The organism is Stenotrophomonas sp. 116085_Sma, assembly GCF_056479585.1.
On record NZ_CM151057.1, the window covers coordinates 1,676,895 to 1,697,658 of the forward strand.

The following is a 20,764-nucleotide window of genomic DNA, read 5'->3' on the forward strand; positions in this document are numbered from 1 at the left end:
GTCGGCACCCACCGTCGGCACCCACCGGGGCCGGAGGCGGGGTTACTCGGTCGTGGCCGTATCACCCTGCAGGCGCAGGGTGGCCATCACGCCCAGGCGCAGGCCGGGCAGATCGCCGTCGGCGGGCAGCAGGATCGGCTGCTGGCGGATGCCGCCGAAGTGCTTGACCTGGAACAGCACGTCCAGGCCGTGACCACTGGCGCCGCCGCCGCTGGCCGCCGGGGGCTCGGGGCGACCGCCAGGATTGCGCCGGGCCGGCTGGAAGCCGGGGGTGCTGCGTACCAGTTCCACCGTGGTCGCGGAGAAATCACCGGCGATCAGGCTGGGCATGCCCTCGGCGGTGGCGCCGATCCAGGTCATCAGGTCGCTGGTTTGGTGCTGGCGCGCGGTGGTCTCGTCCGGGTCCGGGCGCAGCCGCGCCACATAGATGTTGACCAGCGCCTCGCCCAGCTTCAGCCGCATCATGCCGGCCGCACTGAAGGTGCCGGGTGGGTGCAGCAGGGTCACGCCATCCTCGCTGACCGGCAGCCGGGTCAGCATGGCGTTGCCATGCCGCAGCGGCTGGCTGGGCGGGTCGGCGGTAACGAAGTCGCAGCTGTAGCGCAGCCGGCTGGCCAGCCAGCAGGCCGGATTGCGGCCCTGCTGCTGCAGCACCTGCTGCACCGAGATCACGTCAGGCCGCAGCTCGGTGAGCAGCTTTGCCACCTGTTCGCGACGCAGCTTCCACTGCGCGTCATCGCGACTGGGCAGTTCCAGTGCGGCCACGGTCAGCTGGCGCGGCTCGGCGTCACCGTTTGCGCTGGCCGGCACCTGCGTCCGAGCCTGGGCCGGCAACGCCAGCACCATTGCGAGGCAGCTGAGCAGGAGACGGGCGTGGGCGAGGGGGCGCATAACGATAAGTTTACGCTTTTGTCGTGGAGGTGCCGTGACTTCCGGCAGGGCCCAAGCTGCCTGCCATGGATTGGCACCGTTGTCATGCAGCCCTGCAGCGTGCTTCGCAAGCCCCGGTTCCGGTAACCTTGCGCCTTTCGCTTTGCAGGATTGCCTTACAGGATGAGCCACGACGCAGTTGCCCCCATCGCCGGCCAGGGAAAGATGCCGCGCCAGATCCCGTACATCATCGGCAATGAGGCCTGCGAGCGGTTCAGTTTCTACGGGATGCGCAACATCCTGGTGCAGTTCCTGATCACCTCGCTGCTGCTGCAGGAAATCACTGCGGAAGGGCGTGCCGGTGAAGCCAAGGACATCATGCACAGCTTCATGATCGGCGTGTATTTCTTCCCGCTGCTCGGTGGCTGGCTGGCCGACAGGTTCTTTGGCAAGTACCACACCATCCTGTGGTTCAGCCTGGTCTACTGCGCCGGCCACCTGTGCCTGGCGCTGTTCGAGAACAGCCGCGAGGGCTTCTTCCTCGGCCTGGGCCTGATCGCGCTGGGCGCCGGTGGCATCAAGCCGCTGGTGGCCTCGTTCATGGGTGACCAGTTCGACCAGAGCAACAAGCACCTGGCCAAGATCGTGTTCGACGCGTTCTACTGGATCATCAACTTCGGCTCGCTGTTCGCCTCGCTGCTGATTCCGCTGGTGCTGAAGAACTGGGGCCCGCAGTGGGCGTTCGGTATCCCGGGCATCCTGATGTTCGTTGCCACCTTCGTGTTCTGGCTCGGCCGCAAGCGCTACGTGCTGGTGCCGCTGCCGCCGAAGGATCCGCATTCGTTCGCCAACGTGGTGCGCACCGCGCTGACCGCGCGCGTGGCGGGCCAGGGGCGTCCGGGCCTGGTGATCGCGGTGCTCGGCCTGGTGCTGGCAGTGGCTTCGTTCGGCCTGGTGGGCTCGCTGGGCATCGTGATCTGCCTGTGCCTGGCGCTGGTATCGATCCTGGCCGGTATCGGTGGTGGCACCTGGCTGCAGCTGGATCGCGCCCGTGGCCTGCATCCGGCCGAAGCGGTTGAAGGCGTGCGCTCGGTGCTGCGCGTTCTGGTGATCTTCGCCCTGACCACGCCGTTCTTCTCGCTGTTCGACCAGAAGGCCTCGACCTGGGTCCTGCAGGGCCAGCAGATGCAGATGCCCAGCTGGTTCACCGCCTCGCAGATGCAGGCGCTGAACCCGCTGCTGGTGATGATCCTGATCCCGTTCAACAACCTCGTCCTGTACCCGGCCCTGCGCCGCTTCGGCTTCGAGCCAACCGCGCTGCGCCGGATGACCGCCGGTATCGCCTTCAGTGGCCTGGCCTGGATCGTGGTCGGCGGTATCCAGGTGGTGATGGACGGGGGCAACGCCATGTCGATCTTCTGGCAGGTGCTGCCGTACGCGCTGCTGACCTTCGGTGAGGTGCTGGTCTCGGCCACCGGCCTGGAATTCGCCTACAGCCAGGCGCCGCAGGCGATGAAGGGCGTGGTGATGAGCTTCTGGAACCTGACCACCACCATCGGCAACCTGTGGGTGCTGCTGTCCAATGCCGCCGTGCGCAATGACACGGTGACCCACAAGATCGCCAGTACCGGCCTGAGCGAGGCGGCATTCCTGATGTTCTTCTTCGCCGGTTTCGCCTTCGTCGCGGCGTTGGCCTTCGGTTGGTACGCGAAACGCTATCGTATGGTCGACAACTACCGTAGCGCCTGAGCCTGACATGACCCCCGTCAATCTGCTGTTGATCGCCATCACCGCCATCCTGTCGTGGATGGCGTTCAACAACCGCAAGCTGGCCGACCGCCTGATCCTGTGGCCGCCGGCCATCGACCGTCACCGCCAGTACGACCGGCTGGTGACCTATGGCTTCATCCACGCGGACTGGTCGCACCTGATCTTCAACATGATCACCCTGTTCTTCTTCGGGGGATTCATCGAGAGTGTGATGGTGCAGCTCACCGGCAGCTACCTCACCTACCCGGCGTTCTACATCGGAGCGCTGCTGGTCTCGATCCTGCCCAGCTACCTGAAGAACCAGAAGAACCCGAACTACCTCAGCCTCGGCGCGTCCGGAGCGGTGTCGGCGGTGCTGTTCGCCTTCATCCTGATCAAGCCGTGGTCGATCATCCTGGTGTTCTTCATCCCGGCACCGGCGATTGTCTATGCCGCGTTCTACGTGGGCTACAGCATCTGGATGGACAAGCGCGGTGGTGATCGCATCAACCACAGCGCGCACCTGGCCGGTGCAGCGTTCGGCGTGATCTTCATGCTGGCCATGCAGCCGAGCATCTTCACCCACTTCCTGCGCGAACTCTCCAACCCGACCTTCCGCCTCGGCGGCGGTTGAGGGGCCGGGGTCGGATCCGCTGGATCCGATCCCGGGGCAGGGCCTCCGCTCCTGGTCAGGCGCGGGTCTGCTGGCCGTAGGTGTCCAGCAGACGGGCGAACACTTCTTCGCCGATGCGCTGGAAATCCTGGTCTTCGGTCTGCCCTTCCACCGCCAGTTGCAGCAGGCCCTCCAGCAGGGCGCGGTCGGTATCGGAATGGGAATCGCTGGGGTGCATCGGGGCCTCCGCGGTGATGCGCATGGTCAACGGTCGCAAGGGCCGTGCCAGCCTGGCCGTACCCCTCCACAGGCGATAGCGGCCGTCCTCCCTCCAGCTTGAGGGTCGAAATCTGACGTGAATGGATTGGACTTGCCCCTGTTCAGGCTTCACGCGATCATGGCGCCCGGCTGCGCACCATCCACGCAGTCGCCGCAGGAGACAGTTCCATGGCTTCGGTCACGCCCCCCGGTCTGGCCTACGAGGTCGATCACGACCTGGCCAACCATCGCTTCACCGCCCGTGTGCGCGGACAGCTGGCGGTGCTCGATTACCAGATCAAACGCAAGCGCATGGTCATCACACATACCGAAGTGCCCGAGCCGATTGCCGGCCGTGGCATCGCAGGCGAGCTGACCCGTGTGGCGCTGCGCTTTGCGCGCGAGCAGAAGTACAAGGTGGTGCCGGCATGTTCGTATGCCGAAGCCTTCCTGCAGCGGCACGAGGAGTACCACGACCTGCTCGTTGGCTGAATGCCAGCGGGCCACGCTTCAGCCATGGCAGGCGATGATGTACAAACATGAACAGGGGATCCCGATGAAGATTGGAAACAACCGGCCATTGCGCGGCAGCGTGCTGGCCGGCGTGGTGGGCGTGCTGTTGCTGGCCGGTTGCCAGCGCGAGAGCGAGCCGGCACCGGCGACCGATGCGGCCCCCGCCGCCGAGGCCAGCGCTGCAGGTGAGACGCCGGCCACGGAGGCGCCGCTTGACCTGCGCGACGTGATCGAGAACAACGAACGCGAGGTGGTGGGCATCAGCTACCCGGCCGGCATCGACCGTTACCCGGGCCTGGCGCGCGCGCTGCAGGACTATGCCACCAGCGCGCGCAGCGACCTGCAGCAAGCGCTGGACGGACTCGGCAACGACAAGCCGACCATGCCCTACGAGCTGTCACTGAGTTTCGAGAAGCTGCTGGAAACCCCGCAGCTGGTGGTGGTCAGTGCCGATGGCAGCCGCTACACCGGTGGCGCCCACGGCGAGCCGCTGGTGGCCCGCTTCGTATGGCTGCCGCAGCACCAGCAGATGCTCAGCGCGGAGAAGCTGGTGGCCGATGCCAAGGGCTGGAAGGCAATCAGCGATTTCGTCGCCGACCAGCTGCGCGAACGCGTGGCCACCCGCCTCAGCGGCGAGGACATGGACCCCGCCCAGCTGCAGGAATCACTGCGCAACGCATCGCGCATGATCGCCGACGGTACCGGCCCGCAGGCCGACAATTTCAGCCAGTTCCAACCGCTGACCGACGACAAGGGGCAGATCACCGCGCTGCGCTTTGTGTTCCCGCCGTACCAGGTGGGCCCATACTCGGACGGCACCCAGACCGCCGATGTACCGGCGGCGGTGCTGTTGCCGCACGTGGCCAAGGACTACGTGGAGCTGTTCGCACGCGGTTGACCGCAGTCGAGGAGGTGGCGTGGATACAGGGTTGCAGGAGCGGGTCGCCGGCCTGCTGCAGGAAGCCGGGGTCCGCATCGGCGGTACCCAGCCACAGGACATCCAGGTGCATGACCCGCGCTTCTTTGCGCGGGTCATGGGCCACGGCTCGCTGGGTCTCGGCGAGAGCTACATGGAGGGTTGGTGGGATGCCAACGTCCTCGATGAATTCCTTGTCCACCTGATGCAGGCGCACCTGGACGAACGGGTACATGGCTGGCGCGAGGTGGCCGATGCCCTGAAGGCGCGCCTGTTCAATCTGCAGGCCGGGCAGGGCAGCTACGAAGTTGGCCGCCGCCATTACGACCTCGGCAACGACCTGTACCAGGCCATGCTCGGGCAGCGCCTGGTGTACAGCTGCGGCTACTGGCGCACTGCCGATGATCTGGACGCCGCGCAGGAGGCCAAGCTCGACCTGGTCTGCCGCAAGCTGGGACTGCGTCCGGGGCAGCGCGTGCTGGACATCGGCTGTGGCTGGGGCGAGGCGCTGAAGTTTGCCGCCGAGCGCTATGGCGTCAGCGGTGTCGGCGTGACCATTTCGCAGGAGCAGGCCGAATTCGCCCGCCAGCTGTGTGCCGGCCTGCCGATCGAGATCCGCCTGCAGGACTACCGCGAGCTGGACGAACCGTTCGATGCGATTTTTTCGATCGGCATGTTCGAGCATGTCGGCGACAAGAACTACGCCAGCTTCTTCGAGGTGGCCCGGCGCTGCCTGTCGCCGCGTGGCCTGCTGCTGTTGCACACCATCGGCACCAACATCTCCCGGCATCGCACCGATCCGTGGATCGCGCGCTACATCTTCCCCAACTCGATGCTGCCTTCGGCGGTGCAGATCACCCGGGCGTTCGAAGGTCGGTTCGTGCTGGAAGACTGGCACAACTTCGGCACCGACTACGACCTGACCCTGCAGGCCTGGCGACGCAACGTGGAAGCCGCGTGGCCGCGGCTGGATGCCCGTTACGACGAGCATTTCCGCCGCATGTGGCGCTTCTACCTGGCCGGGTCGATGGCCACCTTCCGCTGCCGGCATGCGCAGCTGTGGCAGCTGGTGCTGTCGCCGGAAGGCGTGCCGGGCGGGTACGTGGCGCCGCGCTGAAGAGCGGGGTCAGATCCCTTTTCGCAGAAGAGGGCTCTGACCCAGCCACAACAAAAAACCGCCCGGTCTCCCGGGCGGTTTCCGTTTCAGGCCGGTACGCGGGCGATCAGTTGCCAGCGCCGGTCAGGCCACGCTTTTCCAGCAGCGGTTCGATCTGCGGCTCGTGGCCGGCGAAATCGCGGAACAGCTGCATCGCATCCACGCTGCCGCCCTTGGACAGCAGGGTGGCGCGGAAGTGGTCGCCGTTCTTGCGGCTCAGGCCACCGTTGTCCTTGAACCACTTCTGGGTGTTGGCGTCGAGCACTTCCGACCAGATGTAGGCGTAGTAGCCGGCCGAGTAGCCGCCCATGATGTGGCTGAAGTACGGGGTCTTGTAGCGCGGCGGAACCGGCGCGTAGTAGATGCCGTCCTTCTCCAGCGCGGCGCGCTCGAAGGCCATCACGTCCTTGGCGGCCGGCACCTGGTCGGCGCCGATCTGGTGCCAGCGCTGGTCCAGCATGGCCGCACCCAGGTACTCGGTGGTGGCGAAGCCCTGGTTGAACTTGGCGGCAGCCAGCACCTTGTCCAGCAGTGCCTGCGGCATCGCCGAACCGTTCTGGTAGTGCTTGGCGTAGTTCTTCAGGATGACCGGGTTGTCGGCCCACATCTCGTTGACCTGCGAGGGGAACTCGACAAAGTCACGCGGCACCGAGGTGCCCGAGAAGTACGGGTACTTCACGTTGGAGAACATGCCGTGCAGGGCGTGGCCGAATTCGTGGAAGGTGGTGTTCACCTCATCCCAGGTCAGCAGGGTCGGCTGGCCCGCCGGCGGCTTCGGGATGTTCAGGTGGTTGGCGACCACCGGCTTGAAGCCGGTCAGCTTGGACTGCGAGACGTAGGAGTTCATCCACGCGCCACCGCGCTTGGAGGCACGCGCATACGGGTCGAAGATGAAGATCGCCAGCTGGCTGCCGTCGGCGTCGAACACGTCGTAGACAGTGACGTCATCGTGGTAGACCGGCAGGTCGGTGCGCTGCTTGAAGGTCAGGCCGAATTCCTGACCAGCGGCGTAGAACACGCCGTTCTCAAGCACGTTCTTCATTTCGAAGTACGGCTTCAGCTGCGACTCGTCGAAGTTGTACTTGGCCTGGCGTACCTTCTCGCTGTAGAAGGCCCAGTCCCACGGTTCCAGCTGGAAGGTCGGCTTGCGCGCAGCCTTCTGTTCCTTGTCGATCATCGCCTGCAGGTCGGCGGCTTCGCGCTTGGCGTTGGCCACGGCGGCCGGAGCCAGCTTGCCCAGCATCGCGTTGACCGCTTCGGGCGTCTTGGCGGTCTGGTTGGTCAGGTTGTAGGCGGCGAAGTTCGGGAAGCCCATCAGCTTGGCCTTGTCGGCACGCAGCTGCATGATGCGCGAGACCAGCGCGGTGTTGTCGAACTCACCGCCGCGGCTGCCACGGCTGACCGACGCTTCGTAGATCTTCTGGCGCAGGGCGCGGTTGGCCAGGTTGGTCAGCGGCGGCTGCCCGGTGGTGTTGAGCAGAGTGATCACGTACTTGCCGTCCTGGCCGCGGGCCTTGGCGGCTTCGGCGGCGGCGGCGATCTGCTCCTTGGACAGGCCGTCCAGTTCCTTGACGTCATCGACGGTGATCGCCGAAGCGTTCACTTCCGACTGCACGTTCTGGCTGAACTTGGTGCCCAGGTTGGCCAGCTCGGCGTTCATCTCCTTCAGCTTGGCCTTGTCGGCCTCGGACAGCTTGGCGCCTGCGCGCACGTAGTTGTCGTAGTACTTCTCGACCAGGCGCACGCCTTCGGCGTCCAGGCCCAGCTGGCTGCGGGTGTCGTACAGCGCCTGGATGCGGGCGAACAGCTTGCCGTTCAGCGCGATCGCATCGCTGTGCGCGGCGAACTTCGCCGAGTAGTCGGCCTGCAGCTTCTTGCGGGTGTCGTTGGTATCGGCGCCCACCAGGCTGAAGAACACGGTGGTCGCGCGGTCGAGGATGTCACCGCTCTTTTCCAGGGCGATGATGGTGTTGTCGAAGGTCGGCTTGGCCTTGTTGTTGGCGATGGCCTCCACCTCCTTCAGCTGCTGCGCCATGCCAGCGTCGAAGGCCGGGGCGAAGTCGCTGTCCTTGATCTTGTCGAACTGCGGGAAGTGCAGCGGCAGCGGGCTTTCGGCAAAGAACGGGTTGGCCTGCTGGGCGGCGGTGCTGGCGGCCGGGGTGGCGGCGCCGGCCGAGAAGGCGGGCAGGGCAAGGCCGAGGGACATGGCCACGGCAAGGGCAAGGCGAGTGGTCAAGGTAGGAACTCCGGTAAGGCAGGCAAGGGCCCGAGGTTAACCCGACCGGCGGCGCCTGCACTTGTGTCAAAAGGCATGTTGCCGGCTCGGGTCGCGGGTACCATGCATTCACCGCCCACGGCCGGCCATCATGACCAGCGCCTACGATTTCAGCTTCCGTGACCTCGACGGCCAGCCGCAGGCGCTGGCCCGTTATCAGGGCCACCCGTTGCTGCTGGTGAACGTCGCCAGCCGCTGTGGCTTCACCCCGCAGTACACCGGCCTGGAACAGTTGTGGCAGGACTACCGCGAGCGCGGCCTGGTGGTGATCGGCTTCCCGTGCAACCAGTTCGGTGCGCAGGAGCCGGGGGACGCGGCGCAGATCCGCCAGTTCTGTTCGCTGGACTATCCGGTCAGCTTTCCGCTGTCGGAGAAGATCAAGGTCAACGGCGAGGGCGCTGATCCGTTGTGGGCCTGGATGACGCACGAAAAACGTGGCCTGCTCGGCAGTGCCCGCATCAAGTGGAATTTCAGCAAGTTCCTGGTCGATCGCCAGGGGCAGGTGGTGTCCCGGCATGCGCCCAACACCAGGCCGGAGCAGTTGCGCAGCGCGATCGAAGCGCTGTTGTAGAGCCGAGCCCACGCTCGGCTGCTCGTCCGGCCGACATTGAGGGCGCGCGGTGCGCGCGAGCCGAGCGTGGGCTCGGCTCTACAGGCGCAACGGTTTACTTCTCGACGAACGCGCGCTCGAACACGTAGTGGCCCGGTTGGCCGATGCGCGGCGAAACCTGGAAACCCCGGGCATCGAGCACGGTGCGAAGGTCGGCCAGCATCTGCGGGCTGCCGCAGATCATCGCGCGGTCGTTCTCCGGGCTCAGTTCCGGCAGGCCGAGGGTGCGCTGCATCTCGCCGCTCTCCATCAGCTGGGTCAGGCGGCCCTGGTTGGCGAACGGCTCGCGGGTAACGGCCGGGTAGTACAGCAGCTTGTCGCCGATCATCTCGCCGAGGAACTCGTGCTCGCGCAGTTCCCTCTCGAAGTAATCGCGGTAGGCCAGGTCCTTTTCGTAGCGCACGCCGTGGCACAGGATCACCTTCTCGAAGCGCTCGTAGGTTTCCGGGTCCTTGATGACCGACAGCCACGGCGCCAGGCCGGTGCCGGTGCCCAGCAGGTACAGGTTCCTGCCGGGATGCAGGTCGCTGATCAGCAGGGTGCCGGTGGGCTTCTTGCCGACCAGTACCTTGTCGCCCGGCTTGATGTGCTGCAGGCGCGAGGTCAGCGGGCCGTCCTGCACCTTGATGCTGAAGAACTCCAGCTGTTCTTCCCAGTTGGCACTGGCAATGGAATAGGCGCGCAACAGCGGTCGCGCCTCGGTTTCCAGGCCGATCATCACGAACTGGCCGTTCTCGAAGCGGAAGCCGCTGTCGCGGGTGAGGGTGAAGCTGAAGTAGGCGTCGGTCCAGTGGCGGACCTCAAGCACCGTTTCGGCGCCGAAAGCGGAGGACATGGGCGTATCTATCGAAAGTCGTCGGGGATGATTCTATCTCAAATGAGACAGGTTCTCATTAGGCGGAACGAGAGGCGTTCTCAGCGGTAACCCGCTGCCTGCAGCTCGAACAGCTCGGCGTACCGCCCTCCCTGGGCCATCAGTTGTTCATGGGTGCCGCTGGCCTCGATCCGGCCATCGGCCAGCACCAGGATGCGGTCGGCCATGCGTACCGAGGAAAAGCGGTGGGAAATCAGTACTGCGGTGCGATTATCCGCCAGTTCCCTGAACCGCTGGAACACCTCGAACTCACTGCGGGCATCCAGCGCTGCCGTTGGCTCATCCAGGATCATCACCTGCGCATTGCGCATCCATGCGCGGGCAATGGCGATCTTCTGCCACTGGCCACCGGACAGGTCCACGCCCTGCTTGAAGCGGCGGCCGATCTGCTGGTCGTAGCCGCCGGGCAGGTCGTCGATGACTTCCTCGGCCATGCCGCGTCGCGCCGCGTCAGCGATGCGTGCCTGGTCGTCCATCGCCTCGACCTGGCCGACGCCGATGTTCTCGCCGGCGCTGAGGTTGTAGCGCACGAAGTCCTGGAAGATCACCCCGAGGTTGGCACGCAGGTCATCCAGGTCGTAATCGCGCAGGTCGCGGCCATCGAGCAGGATGCGGCCTTCGTCCGGTTCGTACAGCCGCGCCAGCAGCTTCACCAGGGTGGTCTTGCCGGCGCCGTTCTCGCCGACCAGGGCCAGCACTTCGCCGGCGTGCAGCTGGAAATCCAGATGGCGCACCGCCCACTGTTCGGCATCGGGGTAGCGGAAGCCAACGTTCTCGAATACGAAGCCCTGGCGGATCGGTCGCGGCACGCGCACGGCCCCATCGCGCGAGTGGATTTCCGGCTGGATCTGGAAGAACGAGAACAGGTCATCCAGGTACAGCGCCTGGCTGGCCACCTGCGAGAAGCCGATCAGCAGGCCTTCCAGCAGCTGGCGCAGGCGCAGGAAGCTGCCGGCGAGGAAGGTCAGGTCGCCGATCGAGAAGTCGCCGCGCACCGTGCGCCACGCGATGTAGGCATAGGCGGTGTAGTAGCCCAGCGTGCCGAGCGCAGCCAGCAGCGTGCCCCAGAACGCGCGGCGCCGGGCCAGGGCGCGGTTGGCCTGGAACAGCGCCACCGACAGCCGCCGGTAGCGTTCCACCAGGAAGCGGTGCAGGTTGTAGATCTTCACTTCCTTGGCCGTTTCCACGCTGGCGCCGAGCTGGCGCAGGTAGTCGAGCTGGCGGCGCTCGGGCGTCCACTGGAAGTTGAGGCTGTAGCCGGCCGCATTGAAGTGCGATTCGCCGATGAAGGCCGGCACCAGTGCCAGCGCCAGCAGCAGGATCAGCCACGGCGCATACACCAGCAGGCCGACGGCGAGGCTGGCCACGGTGATCGCATCCTGCACCTGGCCGAACAACTGGCTCATCAGGTTCATCCGGCCCATGGTCTGGCGCCGCGCACGGTCCAGCTTGTCCTGCAGGTCCGGGTCCTCGAAGTCCTCCAGGTCCAGCGTTGCGGCGTGCTCCATCAGCCGGATGCTGGTGACGTTGGCGAACAGTTCCGAGAGCAGCGCATCGGCATAGCTGACCATCCGGCCAAGCAGGTCCGAGCCGATGGCCAGGCCGAACTCCACCGCCAGCAGGCCCAGCAACGGATTCAGCACGCCGCTGGACAGCGCTTCGCCCAGCGGCGGGAAGCCAGCGTCGTGCTGGCTCAGGTGCAGGGCGCTGTCGATGATCAGCTTGCCGACGTACAGCATTGCCACCGGCAGCAGGGCACGGATCAGGCGCAGGCCAAGGCTGGCCAGGGTAAGCGCGGGGCTGGTCTTCCAGACCATGCGCAGGAACGGCGGCAGGTTGCGCATCGCCCTGAAGCGCTGGCGCAGGCTGGGTTTCTTCGCGGCGTCGGCGCCAGCGGTGGGGGGAGCAGGCATGCCCGTATTGTGCGCGCCTGATACGTGCAGAGGGGGTCAGTGCAGCCGTGAGGCAGCGCCGGGGTCAGAACCAGTTGCGGCGCGAAGGGCTCTGACCCCGCAAGGGAGTGCGGCAATGGGTGGCATTAACGCGGCTGGATGAGACCATCCAGCAGCTCGGGATAGCTCGAAAACCAATAGTGCAAGGCATCGTCATTGAACCCATCAGCGCCTGTCCAGAACGAAATGGGGTAACCCCAATCCGACGAATGGTGCTTTCGAGGTGCAGTTTCCGCATTGACGAATGCCTGAGCCAGGCCTTGATGTCCCCCGGATTGAAGAATTCCCGCATGACCCAAGGCAGTAAGCAAGCCACGCGCCTCATAGACGCTCATTTGCACCCCTGGAATTCTGCGGATGCTGCGTTGTAGTGTGTTGGGCGTGTCGTCTGGACTAGCGTTTCTGATTTCCTGGAGAATTCTTGACAAGGTGGTCAGGCTACTGGGAGTACGCCTTGGTGTCCTGGAGTGTTCAATCAAGAATTGCGTCAGGTGAGTTGGTGAATTCCCTACCATGCAGCCGGCCTGAAAGCGGATGGCGTTTATGAAGGTTGGGTCGACAGTAACTTCCCTGAACTCTCCGCAGATCTTGCAGACGACGCCGTCATCGCTTGAGAAGGTGTGAGTGGGGAAGTTGATCACGAAGGAGTAGGCCGATAGACCTGCTCTGAGCGACGGCGAATTTTCAGCTATGCCCAAGATGAAGTTGTCCACAACATGATCTTTCCGGGTCCCGCTGAAGACATTCAGTAAATCCCTTATTGCAGTGTCGTGTTCGACCCGGAACTTGGGCGAAAAAAGGTCATGAAGCGACAGCAGGCGGACCACGTCGTCTGGTTTCGGGTCGTCCGATTGGTAATAGTCACGCAGCGCTTTCAGTACGGGGGCGGGCAGTTTTCCCATAACGACGTTCTTGTGGGTTCTCGGCAACGACTACCACTTTCCATTGGAATTGGGGCATGGGCAACAGTGTTACCCATGCCTCGTTCGGCTTACGGCAGCGGCGGCAGCAGGCCCGCACCCAGGCGGTTCCAGGCATTGATCACCGCAATGCCCATGCTCAGATCACTGATGCCCTTCTCATCGAAGTGTGGCGCCAGCGCGTCGAACGCTTCCTGCGACGGTGCACCGTCGGTCAGCCGGGTCAGCGCCTCGGCCCAGCCGAGCGCTGCGCGCTCGCTTGCGTCGAAGAAACGACTTTCGTGCCAGGCGGGCAGGGTGTCGAGCTTGCGCGGCTCGATGCCGCCCTTGCGCAGGGCCGTGCCGTGCATGTCCATGCAGTAGCCGCAGCCGTTGAGCTGCGACACGCGCAGGAACAGCAGTTCCATCAGGGTCGGATCAATCGAGCTTTCATGCACCGCCTTGCTGGTGGCCAGCAGGCCCTTAAAGGCCTCGGCGGCCAGGCGGGTGTACGGAACGCGGGGAGAGGCGTGGTCGGACATTTTCGGCTCCACGGCGGCCACAGTGGCCGCCTTTCACTACCAGGACGCCGTACCGTCGCCGCGCGTGACAACATCCGGCAGCTTTTCCGGATTCAGCACGCTGTACACATTGGCAATACGGCCATCGACCACCTCGATGGTGGTGACTGAGTGCAGGCGGTCGCCGATGAAACGCAGGATCGCCGGCTCGCCGTTGACGTAGCCCAGCTGCGCTGGATGCACCGCGCCACGACGTGCGATCGCCCAGAACAGGCGGCCGATGCGCTCGGCGCCCAGCAGTGGACGCACTGCCGCGGTGACCACGCCGCCGCCGTCGGACACCAGCAACGCGTTGGTGTGCAGCAGGGCCTGGATCGCCTCGCTGTCGCCACGTTGCGAAGCATCCATGAAGCGCGCCAGCAACTGCCGGTGCTGGCTGGCGTCGGCGTTGAAGCGGGGCCGCCCGGACTGCAGGCGCTGTTTCGCTCGGTGCACCAGCTGCCGGCAGTTGGCCTCGCTGTGGCCGATCAGGTCGGCGATCTCGCGATAGTCGTGGTCGAAGGCTTCCTTCAGCAGGAAAGCGGCGCGCTCTTCAGGGCCCAGCTGCTCAAGCAGGGTCAGGAAGGCGACCGAGACATCGTCGGCCAGCGCGTGCAGCTGGGCCGGGTCGGGCGCAGGATCGGGCTCCAGCGTGACTGCCAGCGGCTCCGCGAGCCAGGGGCCGACGTAGTGCGCGCGCTCACGCTTGGCGGCACGAAGGCGGTCCAGGCCGAGTCGTGTGGTGGTGGTGACCAGCCAGGCCTCGGCATCGCGGACCCCGGTCGGATCGGCGCCGGACCAGCGCAGCCAGGCATCCTGGACCACGTCTTCGGCGTCGGCGCGGCTGCCGAGCAGGCGGTAGGCCAGCGCCATCAGGCGCGGGCGGTGGGTCTGGAAAGCGGTTTCGGCGTTCATGTAGGCAAGGACGCCGCAGCGGCGCGTGGCGTGACAGGGGGCCAGGGTCAGATCTTGCCGGCCAGCGGCCGGCACTACCACCCTGCGGCCGGGGGAGGGGGTAAAATGGGTGGATTACCCCCGCCAGCCTCGAGCAAGCGAGCAAGCCGTGACATCGATCAAGCAGGAAGACCTCATCCAGTCCATCGCCGACGCGCTGCAGTACATCTCGTACTACCACCCGGTCGACTACATCAAGAACCTCGCCGCCGCCTATGAGCGCGAGGAGTCGCCGGCCGCGAAGGAAGCGATGGCCCAGATCCTGATCAATTCGCGCATGTGCGCCGAAGGCCACCGTCCGATCTGCCAGGACACCGGCATCGTCACCGTGTTCCTGGAAATCGGCATGGACGTGCGCTGGGACGACGCCACCATGGGCGTGGAAGACATGGCCAATGAAGGCGTGCGCCGCGCCTACATGCACCCGGACAACAAGCTGCGCGCCTCGGTGCTGGCTGATCCGGCCGGCAAGCGCATCAACACCAGGGACAACACCCCGGGCGTGGTGAACGTGAAGGTGGTGCCGGGCAACACGGTCGATGTGATCGTGGCCGCCAAGGGCGGTGGTTCGGAAGCCAAGACCAAGTTCGCCATGCTCAACCCGTCCGACTCGATCGTCGACTGGGTGCTGAAGACCGTGCCGACCATGGGCGCTGGCTGGTGCCCGCCGGGCATGCTTGGCATCGGCATCGGTGGCACCGCCGAGAAGGCGATGCTGCTGGCCAAGGAAGCGCTGATGGAGCCGATCGACATCACCGAGCTGCAGGCCCGTGGTGCCTCCAACCGCATCGAAGAGCTGCGCCTGGAGCTGTACGAGAAGGTCAACGCCCTGGGCATTGGCGCCCAGGGCCTGGGCGGCCTGACCACCGTGCTCGACATCAAGATCAACGATTACCCGACCCACGCGGCCAACCTGCCGGTGGCGATGATTCCGAACTGCGCTGCGACCCGCCATGCGCATTTCACGCTGGATGGCAGCGGCCCGGTGATGCTGGACCCGCCGTCGCTGGAAGACTGGCCGAAGCTGACCTACGACGCGTCCAAGGGCACCCGCGTGGACCTGGACACGATCACCCCGGAAGACGTGGCCAGCTGGAAGCCCGGCCAGACCCTGCTGCTCAACGGCAAGCTGCTGACCGGCCGCGACGCCGCGCACAAGCGCATGGTCGACATGCTCAACAAGGGCGAGGAACTGCCGGTCGACCTGAAGGGGCGCTTCATCTACTACGTCGGCCCGGTCGATCCGGTGCGCGATGAAGTGGTGGGCCCGGCAGGTCCGACCACGGCGACCCGCATGGACAAGTTCACCCGCCAGGTGCTGGAGCAGACCGGCCTGCTGGGCATGGTCGGCAAGGCCGAGCGCGGCCCGGCGGCCATCGAGGCGATCCGTGACAACAAGTCGGCCTACCTGATGGCCGTCGGTGGTTCGGCCTACCTGGTGTCCAAGGCGATCAAGGCGGCCAAGGTCGTCGGCTTCGCCGACCTGGGCATGGAAGCGATCTACGAGTTCACCGTGCAGGACATGCCGGTGACCGTGGCGGTTGATTCCACCGGCGAGTCGGTGCACAAGACCGGCCCGCGCGAATGGCAGGCCCGCATCGGCAAGATTCCGGTAGTGGTGGAGTAAGCCTTCCGCCGCGGACCAGGAAACGGCGCCCGTGTGGCGCCGTTGTTGTGTGGGCAGAAGGATTAACGCTCCTGTAGCGGTTACTCTGCTACGGTCGGCGCACGCTCGCACAGGACGTGTCCATGGCCCTGCATCGATTCATCGTGGTAGGCGTGCTGCTGGCCCTGGCCGGCTGCAGCACCCCTGCGTCGTACGAAGGCGCGGATTTCCCCGCATCGGCGCAATGCCGTGTGCAGTGCCAGGCCGGCTATCGCAGCTGCATGGCGCAGAATGACTCCCTCGGCAGCCGCCAGGGCAATTGCGAGCAGCAGGTGGTGCCGGCGCCGGACAAGCGTTGCAAGGACGTGGACAACCCGGACCTGCGCCGTGCCTGCGAACTGAAGGCGCATGACTGCACGATGCGCGCACCGATGATGTCCTGTGGCGAACGCCGGGATTCCTGCATGAGCAGCTGCGGCTGAGCAACGATCGCGCGCGTGGGCGCATAATCGGCTGATCCACCTGCACAGGATCTTCCGCATGAGCACCACGCTGTATGGTTCGACCAGTACCGCCGCCCTGGTTGTGCACTGGCTGCTGATCGAGCTGGGCATCGAGCATGAACTGGTGCTGCTGGATTTCGATACGCGCGAGCACAAGTCGGCGCAGTACCTGGCGCTCAATCCGGCCGGTGTGGTGCCGACACTGCTGATCGATGGCCTGGTGCTGACTGAAGCGGCGGCCATCGCGCTGTATCTGGCCGATCGCCATCCGGACGCCGGCCTGCTGCCCGCGGTGGGTACACCGCAGCGCGCCGATGCCTATCGTTGGATGTTCTGGTGCGCCAATACGCTTCAGCCGGCCTACCGTGCCTGGTTCTATCCGAACGAGGTGGCGGGCGAGGCGAACGTCGAGGCCAGCCGCGAGATGGCACGTCAGCGCCTTGAAGCGGCCTGGCAGCATGTCGCCACGCACCTGCAGTCACATGGTCCCTACCTGCTGGGCGCCACGCCCTGCGTGGTCGATTACATGCTGGTGATGCTGATGCGCTGGTCGCGCAACATGCCCAAACCCAGCGACACCTGGCCGGTACTGAAGGCGCACGCCGCGTCGATGAAGGCGCGCCCGGCGTTCGCCGAGGTGTATCGCCGCGAAGGCATCACCGACTGGCTGTAGCCGTTCTGTAGAGCCGAGCCATGCTCGGCTGCATTCACGGGTTGCACGCGAAGCGCAGCCGAGCATGGCTCGGCTCTACCAGAGCGGTGCGGGTTACAGGATCTCCAGCACCGTTTCCGGTGGACGGCACAGGCGCGTGCCCTTGTCGGTGCGCACCACGGGGCGGTTGATCAGCCGCGGGTGTTCGGCCATCGCCGCCAGCAGCCTGGCCTCGTCCGCATCTTCCAGGCCCAGTTCGGTGAACTGCGCTTCCTTGCTGCGCACCAGCGCCTGCGCGTCCAGCCCGGATTCGGCCAGCACCTGGCGCAGCGCGGCGACGTCCGGCGGGCTGTCCAGGTAGTCGACCACCACCGGCTCGAAGCCCGCATCACGTATCAGCTTCAGTGCGCCGCGCGAGTTGCTGCAGGCCGGGTTGTGCCAGATCGTCACGTGCATCAGAACCACTCCAGCAGGGATACGCCCACGCCCACGTAGGTGGCCTTGTGGTTGTAGTCGATCAGGCTTTCGCCGTAGCCGTCGAACACCTGTACATGGCCGCGCAGCAGGTTGCTGATCGGGAAGCCGTAATCCAGCTGCAGGGCACCGTGCGAGCGGCTGCCGGTGCGCAGCGAGTGGCGCGCCATCAGCGAGACCTCATGGCCGTTGCGGTTCCAGGTCAGGGTCGCATCACCGCGGCCCATGTAATCCTCGATGTCCGGGTTGTTGTCGTCGCTGCGGGTCTCGGGAATGCGGTACCAGGGGCGCAGCACCAGCGCCCAGTTCTCACGGTCCAGGCCGATGTTGAGCATCACCCGGTTCCAGCTGCGCGACAGCGGGTCGGCGCGGCCATTGGACTGGTGGTTCAGCGCGATGCCGGTCATGCGCCCGCGCCAGCCACCGATCGAGTAGCCATTGCGGAACACCATCATCACTTCCGGCTCGTAGTTGGTTTCGCGGAACGGGCGCGAATCCTCGCCGTTGTAGGCCTGCCAGCGCGAGCTCTGGGTGTAGCCGGCCCAGATGTCGCCGTTGTCGCCGAACAGGTTCTCGGCGATCTTGGTCTTGAAGCTGATCTGGAATTTCAGTTCGGCACTGTCCAGCACCTGCGGCGTGGTGACCGTGTTGGCCGGGTTCGGCGAGTGCGGCGTGGTGTTGCGGTCGCTGGTCCAGAACGCCGGCAACAGGTACACCGGCTTGTAGGCGCGCAGCTGGAACGGGCCGAGCTTGGAGTCTTCGGCCAGCTCCCAGCGGCTGTCCAGCAGCGAGCCACGGCCGGCATTGGCCAGTGCGCTGTCAGGGGCCGCTGGGCGGAACAGGTCACTGACCCGCTCGCGCAGTTTCTCTTCGCCCTGGCTGACGCGTGCAGTCTGGCGTTCTTCGCGACGGGCCTGCGCGGCTGCCTCGGCCGCAGCGTCGGCCTCGGCGGTGGCCTGCGGGGTACGCCCGAACTGGCGGTCATAACAGGCCAGGCGGGCAGCGTCGGTGGTAATTGCCGCGCACGCGGCCGGCGAGGCGTCGGCACTGGGCGCGAACTCCTGCGCGGCCAGTGGCGCACTGGCCAATGCCAGCGCCAGCGGCGCGAAGCGGGGAAGCAGCGGAGACAGGGTCATTGCAGCAGGCCCTTCGGTGAATACGGGAATCGCACAGTGTGGAGGCTGCACCGGATCACGGCCAGCCCCCACGGTTTATGCACGGCCACCGCGTGCGCGTGGCGTGAAGGAGAGGTTGGTCACAGGAACCAGGCGAACGCAAACAGCCCCAGCATCGCGATCACCACCGCCAGCTTCAGCGCCAGGCCGAGCAGGATGCCAAGCCATGTGGCCAAGCCTACCTTGGTCGAGCGCCCCAGTTCGCGGGTGTGCCAGTACTCGCCCAGCAGGGCGCCGATCAACGGGCCGGCGAACAGGCCGATCGGCATGAAGAACAGGCCGACGATGCTGCCGACGAAGGTTCCCCACAGTGCCTTGCGGCTGGCACCGACCCGCTGCGCCCCCACCACGGTGGCCAGCACGTCCACCAGCAACGAGAGCAGGGTCAGTACCCCCAGCGCAACCAGGGTCGGCCAACCAACGTGGGCGAAGCCGTCCGCCCACGCTGCCAGCAGCAGTCCGATGAACACCAGCGGGATGCCGGGCAGGGCCGGCAGGATGATTCCGGCGATGCCGACAAGGACGAAAATGACCGCTAGCAGATATAAGATGAATGAGAGTCCCATGCTGTCCCGTATGGTGGCCGTTTTGGGGTTGACAGTGAAAGATTTTGCCAGTTGCTTTTTCGTTTTGGGCGGGTTAAGTTGCAGTCGCTGAGCTTGGCAAGGTCACCGTGGATCGTGGCCTGATGAAGCAAGATCTTCCCGATCCGCTGCATCGATGCACCTCGCTTCCCCCTTGCTTGTCAGCCGCCCACCAGGCGTTTCCTACAACAAGAGAGAGTCACCAGGGAGTTAGTGAGATGTCTGATCGCGAGACCGGTACCGTCAAGTGGTTCAACGATGCAAAGGGCTTCGGCTTCATCAGCCGTGAAAACGGCGAAGACGTGTTCGTGCACTTCCGTGCCATCCAGACCCAGGGCTTCAAGAGCCTGAAGGAAGGCCAGAAGGTCACCTTCACCGTCGTGCAGGGCCAGAAGGGCCTGCAGGCCGACGCCGTGCAGCCGACCTGATCGCGCTGCAAGCCGTCACATGAAAAAGGCCCGCGCAAGCGGGCCTTTTTCTTTGCCGTCGGCCCGGTGCAGGTCAGCGCAGGATGACCTTGCCGTTGACCACGCGCACATAGGTGTTTTCGCGGATGCCGCCGAGGTCGCGCTGGTTGACCACGATGGTGCGGCCATCATCCATGCGCACGCTGATGTCGTAGGTATCGCTGGTGACGTTCTTCTGGATCTGGTTGCCCGCCAGCGCACCGCCGACCGCGCCTGCGGCCGCGGCGATGTTCTTGTTGCCACGGCTGCCGCCGGTGTGATCGGAGATCTCATGGCCGGCCACGGCACCGACGATGCCGCCGAGGATGGCGCCGGTCGCGCTGGGCGCGGTGCGGCCCGAGGGCACGGTGTTGATGCGGGTGACGATGCCACAGTCGGCGCAACGGCCCTGATTGTAACCGCCGTTGTTGCCGTAGCCGCCATTGTTGTAGCCGTTGTTGTAACCACCGCCACCGTAGCCGGGCGAGGTGGCACAGCCAGCCAGGGCGAGGGTAGCGATGGCGCTGGCGGCAATGAGCTGGATCTTCATGGGGCGTCTCCTGGCCGTGAAGGCGGGTGCGTTGGGTGGTACTGCGTCATGCAGCAGGGTGGACGAATCCTCTCCTTTCGAACGTGAACAAGGTGCCAACCAGGCGTGGCTTGCCCGGCTACAGGATGAATGCGCGTCAGCGGAAGTCCTGGTGGCAGGCCCGGCAGTCGGCCTGCACGGTTTCCACCACCTTGGCCAAGGCGGTGCAGTCACTGGGCGGCGCCGCCAGCGCGGCGTTGAGGTTGCCGCGCAGCTGGCTGGCGTGCTGCTGGAACCGGCTATTGTCCTTCAGCCCGGGAAAGGCCAGGTCGAGGTCGTTGGACAGAAGGCGCAGGGCCTGCAGCCGCGGCACGCTGTCGGCCAGGCTGCAGCGGTTCTGCTGCTGGGCCTGCTGCAGCAGCTGCGATTGCCGCTGCATCACCTGCATCAGGCTGTCCGGGAACGGGTCGCGGCGGGCCTGCAGGGCGCGGCCGACCATGACCGTGGCAACCAGGCCGATCAGCAGGCCCAGGCACAGCACGAACAGGTAGCGATGGGCAGTGGACGGGCGGCGGGGCGGGCTGGCGTTCATGGCG

The 20,764-nt window shown here is 65.5% G+C and carries 23 protein-coding genes; 10 read left to right on the plus strand and 13 right to left on the minus strand.

Annotated elements, in window-relative coordinates; genetic code table 11:
* Positions 1 to 42: 42 nt before the first annotated feature.
* Positions 43 to 891 (minus strand): endonuclease/exonuclease/phosphatase family protein, encoded by an 849-nt coding sequence (locus ACZK0Z_RS07780; protein WP_049429110.1) that lies wholly within the window; start codon positions 889 to 891, stop codon positions 43 to 45.
* A gap of 162 nt (positions 892 to 1,053) precedes the next feature.
* Here ACZK0Z_RS07780 and ACZK0Z_RS07785 point away from each other — a divergent pair, with 162 nt between their 5' ends.
* Both ACZK0Z_RS07785 and ACZK0Z_RS07790 read left to right on the plus strand, forming a co-directional pair.
* The gene (locus tag ACZK0Z_RS07785) at positions 1,054 to 2,619 is read left to right on the plus strand and encodes a POT-type proton-dependent oligopeptide transporter (protein WP_049429111.1); all 1,566 of its coding nucleotides are present in this window, start codon (positions 1,054 to 1,056) and stop codon (positions 2,617 to 2,619) included.
* Positions 2,620 to 2,626: 7 nt separating this feature from the next.
* Positions 2,627 to 3,253, plus strand: a complete 627-nt coding sequence (locus ACZK0Z_RS07790; protein WP_010486760.1) for a rhomboid family intramembrane serine protease — start codon at positions 2,627 to 2,629, stop codon at positions 3,251 to 3,253.
* A 55-nt stretch (positions 3,254 to 3,308) separates the two neighbouring features.
* Here ACZK0Z_RS07790 and ACZK0Z_RS07795 read toward each other — a convergent pair whose 3' ends face one another.
* Entirely contained in the window at positions 3,309 to 3,470 is a 162-nt protein-coding gene (locus ACZK0Z_RS07795) for a hypothetical protein (RefSeq protein ID WP_005413966.1), read from the minus strand.
* A 209-nt stretch (positions 3,471 to 3,679) separates the two neighbouring features.
* Between ACZK0Z_RS07795 and ACZK0Z_RS07800 the strand changes: the two genes are divergently transcribed.
* Genes ACZK0Z_RS07800 through cfa form a run of 3 tightly spaced genes read left to right on the plus strand, consistent with a single transcriptional unit; the run spans position 3,680 to position 6,036 of the window.
* Entirely contained in the window at positions 3,680 to 3,982 is a 303-nt protein-coding gene (locus ACZK0Z_RS07800) for an N-acetyltransferase (protein WP_197633619.1), read from the plus strand.
* 37 nt (positions 3,983 to 4,019) lie between these two features.
* Positions 4,020 to 4,901, plus strand: a complete 882-nt coding sequence (locus ACZK0Z_RS07805; RefSeq protein ID WP_049429120.1) for a DUF3298 and DUF4163 domain-containing protein — start codon at positions 4,020 to 4,022, stop codon at positions 4,899 to 4,901.
* A gap of 19 nt (positions 4,902 to 4,920) precedes the next feature.
* Entirely contained in the window at positions 4,921 to 6,036 is a 1,116-nt protein-coding gene (gene cfa, locus ACZK0Z_RS07810; protein WP_049429113.1) for a cyclopropane fatty acyl phospholipid synthase, read from the plus strand.
* 106 nt (positions 6,037 to 6,142) lie between these two features.
* Here the strand turns inward: cfa and ACZK0Z_RS07815 are convergent, their stop codons facing one another.
* Positions 6,143 to 8,311: a M3 family metallopeptidase gene (locus ACZK0Z_RS07815; RefSeq protein WP_049429114.1), complete on the minus strand. Its 2,169-nt coding sequence runs from the start codon at positions 8,309 to 8,311 to the stop codon at positions 6,143 to 6,145.
* A gap of 130 nt (positions 8,312 to 8,441) precedes the next feature.
* Between ACZK0Z_RS07815 and ACZK0Z_RS07820 the strand changes: the two genes are divergently transcribed.
* The gene (locus tag ACZK0Z_RS07820; protein ID WP_049429115.1) at positions 8,442 to 8,921 is read left to right on the plus strand and encodes a glutathione peroxidase; all 480 of its coding nucleotides are present in this window, start codon (positions 8,442 to 8,444) and stop codon (positions 8,919 to 8,921) included.
* 94 nt (positions 8,922 to 9,015) lie between these two features.
* Here ACZK0Z_RS07820 and ACZK0Z_RS07825 read toward each other — a convergent pair whose 3' ends face one another.
* The 5 genes from ACZK0Z_RS07825 to ACZK0Z_RS07845 form a co-directional block, all read right to left on the minus strand.
* The gene (locus ACZK0Z_RS07825; protein ID WP_049429116.1) at positions 9,016 to 9,795 is read right to left on the minus strand and encodes a ferredoxin--NADP reductase; all 780 of its coding nucleotides are present in this window, start codon (positions 9,793 to 9,795) and stop codon (positions 9,016 to 9,018) included.
* Positions 9,796 to 9,875: 80 nt separating this feature from the next.
* Positions 9,876 to 11,747 (minus strand): ATP-binding cassette domain-containing protein, encoded by a 1,872-nt coding sequence (locus ACZK0Z_RS07830; protein ID WP_197633620.1) that lies wholly within the window; start codon positions 11,745 to 11,747, stop codon positions 9,876 to 9,878.
* 125 nt (positions 11,748 to 11,872) lie between these two features.
* A complete protein-coding gene (locus ACZK0Z_RS07835; RefSeq protein ID WP_019336725.1) occupies positions 11,873 to 12,688 on the minus strand; it encodes a hypothetical protein in 816 nt (271 codons plus the stop codon).
* Positions 12,689 to 12,777: 89 nt separating this feature from the next.
* Positions 12,778 to 13,227, minus strand: coding sequence for a carboxymuconolactone decarboxylase family protein (locus ACZK0Z_RS07840; protein ID WP_197633621.1), 450 nt, complete (start codon positions 13,225 to 13,227; stop codon positions 12,778 to 12,780).
* Between the two features lie 36 nt (positions 13,228 to 13,263).
* Entirely contained in the window at positions 13,264 to 14,160 is an 897-nt protein-coding gene (locus ACZK0Z_RS07845; RefSeq protein WP_049429430.1) for an RNA polymerase sigma-70 factor, read from the minus strand.
* Positions 14,161 to 14,308: 148 nt separating this feature from the next.
* Here ACZK0Z_RS07845 and ACZK0Z_RS07850 point away from each other — a divergent pair, with 148 nt between their 5' ends.
* From ACZK0Z_RS07850 to ACZK0Z_RS07860, 3 genes are all read left to right on the plus strand, one after another.
* The gene (locus tag ACZK0Z_RS07850; RefSeq protein WP_049429429.1) at positions 14,309 to 15,826 is read left to right on the plus strand and encodes a fumarate hydratase; all 1,518 of its coding nucleotides are present in this window, start codon (positions 14,309 to 14,311) and stop codon (positions 15,824 to 15,826) included.
* 122 nt (positions 15,827 to 15,948) lie between these two features.
* The gene (locus ACZK0Z_RS07855) at positions 15,949 to 16,287 is read left to right on the plus strand and encodes a hypothetical protein (RefSeq protein ID WP_049429428.1); all 339 of its coding nucleotides are present in this window, start codon (positions 15,949 to 15,951) and stop codon (positions 16,285 to 16,287) included.
* A gap of 58 nt (positions 16,288 to 16,345) precedes the next feature.
* The gene (locus tag ACZK0Z_RS07860; protein ID WP_049429427.1) at positions 16,346 to 16,981 is read left to right on the plus strand and encodes a glutathione S-transferase family protein; all 636 of its coding nucleotides are present in this window, start codon (positions 16,346 to 16,348) and stop codon (positions 16,979 to 16,981) included.
* A 93-nt stretch (positions 16,982 to 17,074) separates the two neighbouring features.
* Here the strand turns inward: ACZK0Z_RS07860 and arsC are convergent, their stop codons facing one another.
* The 3 genes from arsC to ACZK0Z_RS07875 all read right to left on the minus strand — a co-directional run bounded on the left by arsC (position 17,075) and on the right by ACZK0Z_RS07875 (position 19,175).
* Positions 17,075 to 17,416: an arsenate reductase (glutaredoxin) gene (gene arsC, locus ACZK0Z_RS07865; protein WP_049429426.1), complete on the minus strand. Its 342-nt coding sequence runs from the start codon at positions 17,414 to 17,416 to the stop codon at positions 17,075 to 17,077.
* Entirely contained in the window at positions 17,416 to 18,570 is a 1,155-nt protein-coding gene (locus tag ACZK0Z_RS07870; protein WP_049429425.1) for a phospholipase A, read from the minus strand. Before ACZK0Z_RS07870 ends, arsC begins: the two co-directional genes overlap by 1 nt.
* A 119-nt stretch (positions 18,571 to 18,689) precedes the next feature.
* Positions 18,690 to 19,175 (minus strand): DUF456 domain-containing protein, encoded by a 486-nt coding sequence (locus ACZK0Z_RS07875; RefSeq protein WP_049429424.1) that lies wholly within the window; start codon positions 19,173 to 19,175, stop codon positions 18,690 to 18,692.
* Between the two features lie 236 nt (positions 19,176 to 19,411).
* On the opposite strand from ACZK0Z_RS07875, the gene ACZK0Z_RS07880 reads away from it, so the two are divergent.
* Entirely contained in the window at positions 19,412 to 19,621 is a 210-nt protein-coding gene (locus tag ACZK0Z_RS07880) for a cold-shock protein (protein WP_005410290.1), read from the plus strand.
* A 73-nt stretch (positions 19,622 to 19,694) separates the two neighbouring features.
* Here ACZK0Z_RS07880 and ACZK0Z_RS07885 read toward each other — a convergent pair whose 3' ends face one another.
* The gene (locus tag ACZK0Z_RS07885; protein ID WP_005410289.1) at positions 19,695 to 20,189 is read right to left on the minus strand and encodes a glycine zipper 2TM domain-containing protein; all 495 of its coding nucleotides are present in this window, start codon (positions 20,187 to 20,189) and stop codon (positions 19,695 to 19,697) included.
* A gap of 136 nt (positions 20,190 to 20,325) precedes the next feature.
* Positions 20,326 to 20,760, minus strand: coding sequence for a cytochrome c (locus ACZK0Z_RS07890; RefSeq protein ID WP_049429423.1), 435 nt, complete (start codon positions 20,758 to 20,760; stop codon positions 20,326 to 20,328).
* Positions 20,761 to 20,764: the final 4 nt, after the last annotated feature.

Coding starts and splice junctions, on each gene's coding strand:
- ACZK0Z_RS07800 (WP_197633619.1), top strand. CDS start 3,680: ATGGCTTCGGTCACGCCCCCCGGTCTGGCCTACGAGGTCGATCACGAC.
- ACZK0Z_RS07845 (WP_049429430.1), bottom strand. CDS start 14,160: ATGAACGCCGAAACCGCTTTCCAGACCCACCGCCCGCGCCTGATGGCG.
- ACZK0Z_RS07860 (WP_049429427.1), top strand. CDS start 16,346: ATGAGCACCACGCTGTATGGTTCGACCAGTACCGCCGCCCTGGTTGTG.
- ACZK0Z_RS07855 (WP_049429428.1), top strand. CDS start 15,949: ATGGCCCTGCATCGATTCATCGTGGTAGGCGTGCTGCTGGCCCTGGCC.
- ACZK0Z_RS07790 (WP_010486760.1), top strand. CDS start 2,627: ATGACCCCCGTCAATCTGCTGTTGATCGCCATCACCGCCATCCTGTCG.
- ACZK0Z_RS07890 (WP_049429423.1), bottom strand. CDS start 20,760: ATGAACGCCAGCCCGCCCCGCCGCCCGTCCACTGCCCATCGCTACCTG.
- arsC (WP_049429426.1), bottom strand. CDS start 17,416: ATGCACGTGACGATCTGGCACAACCCGGCCTGCAGCAACTCGCGCGGC.
- ACZK0Z_RS07785 (WP_049429111.1), top strand. CDS start 1,054: ATGAGCCACGACGCAGTTGCCCCCATCGCCGGCCAGGGAAAGATGCCG.
- ACZK0Z_RS07780 (WP_049429110.1), bottom strand. CDS start 891: ATGCGCCCCCTCGCCCACGCCCGTCTCCTGCTCAGCTGCCTCGCAATG.
- ACZK0Z_RS07870 (WP_049429425.1), bottom strand. CDS start 18,570: ATGACCCTGTCTCCGCTGCTTCCCCGCTTCGCGCCGCTGGCGCTGGCA.
- ACZK0Z_RS07885 (WP_005410289.1), bottom strand. CDS start 20,189: ATGAAGATCCAGCTCATTGCCGCCAGCGCCATCGCTACCCTCGCCCTG.
- ACZK0Z_RS07820 (WP_049429115.1), top strand. CDS start 8,442: ATGACCAGCGCCTACGATTTCAGCTTCCGTGACCTCGACGGCCAGCCG.
- ACZK0Z_RS07830 (WP_197633620.1), bottom strand. CDS start 11,747: ATGCCTGCTCCCCCCACCGCTGGCGCCGACGCCGCGAAGAAACCCAGC.
- ACZK0Z_RS07795 (WP_005413966.1), bottom strand. CDS start 3,470: ATGCACCCCAGCGATTCCCATTCCGATACCGACCGCGCCCTGCTGGAG.
- ACZK0Z_RS07840 (WP_197633621.1), bottom strand. CDS start 13,227: ATGTCCGACCACGCCTCTCCCCGCGTTCCGTACACCCGCCTGGCCGCC.
- ACZK0Z_RS07880 (WP_005410290.1), top strand. CDS start 19,412: ATGTCTGATCGCGAGACCGGTACCGTCAAGTGGTTCAACGATGCAAAG.
- ACZK0Z_RS07835 (WP_019336725.1), bottom strand. CDS start 12,688: ATGGGAAAACTGCCCGCCCCCGTACTGAAAGCGCTGCGTGACTATTAC.
- ACZK0Z_RS07875 (WP_049429424.1), bottom strand. CDS start 19,175: ATGGGACTCTCATTCATCTTATATCTGCTAGCGGTCATTTTCGTCCTT.
- ACZK0Z_RS07825 (WP_049429116.1), bottom strand. CDS start 9,795: ATGTCCTCCGCTTTCGGCGCCGAAACGGTGCTTGAGGTCCGCCACTGG.
- ACZK0Z_RS07805 (WP_049429120.1), top strand. CDS start 4,020: ATGTACAAACATGAACAGGGGATCCCGATGAAGATTGGAAACAACCGG.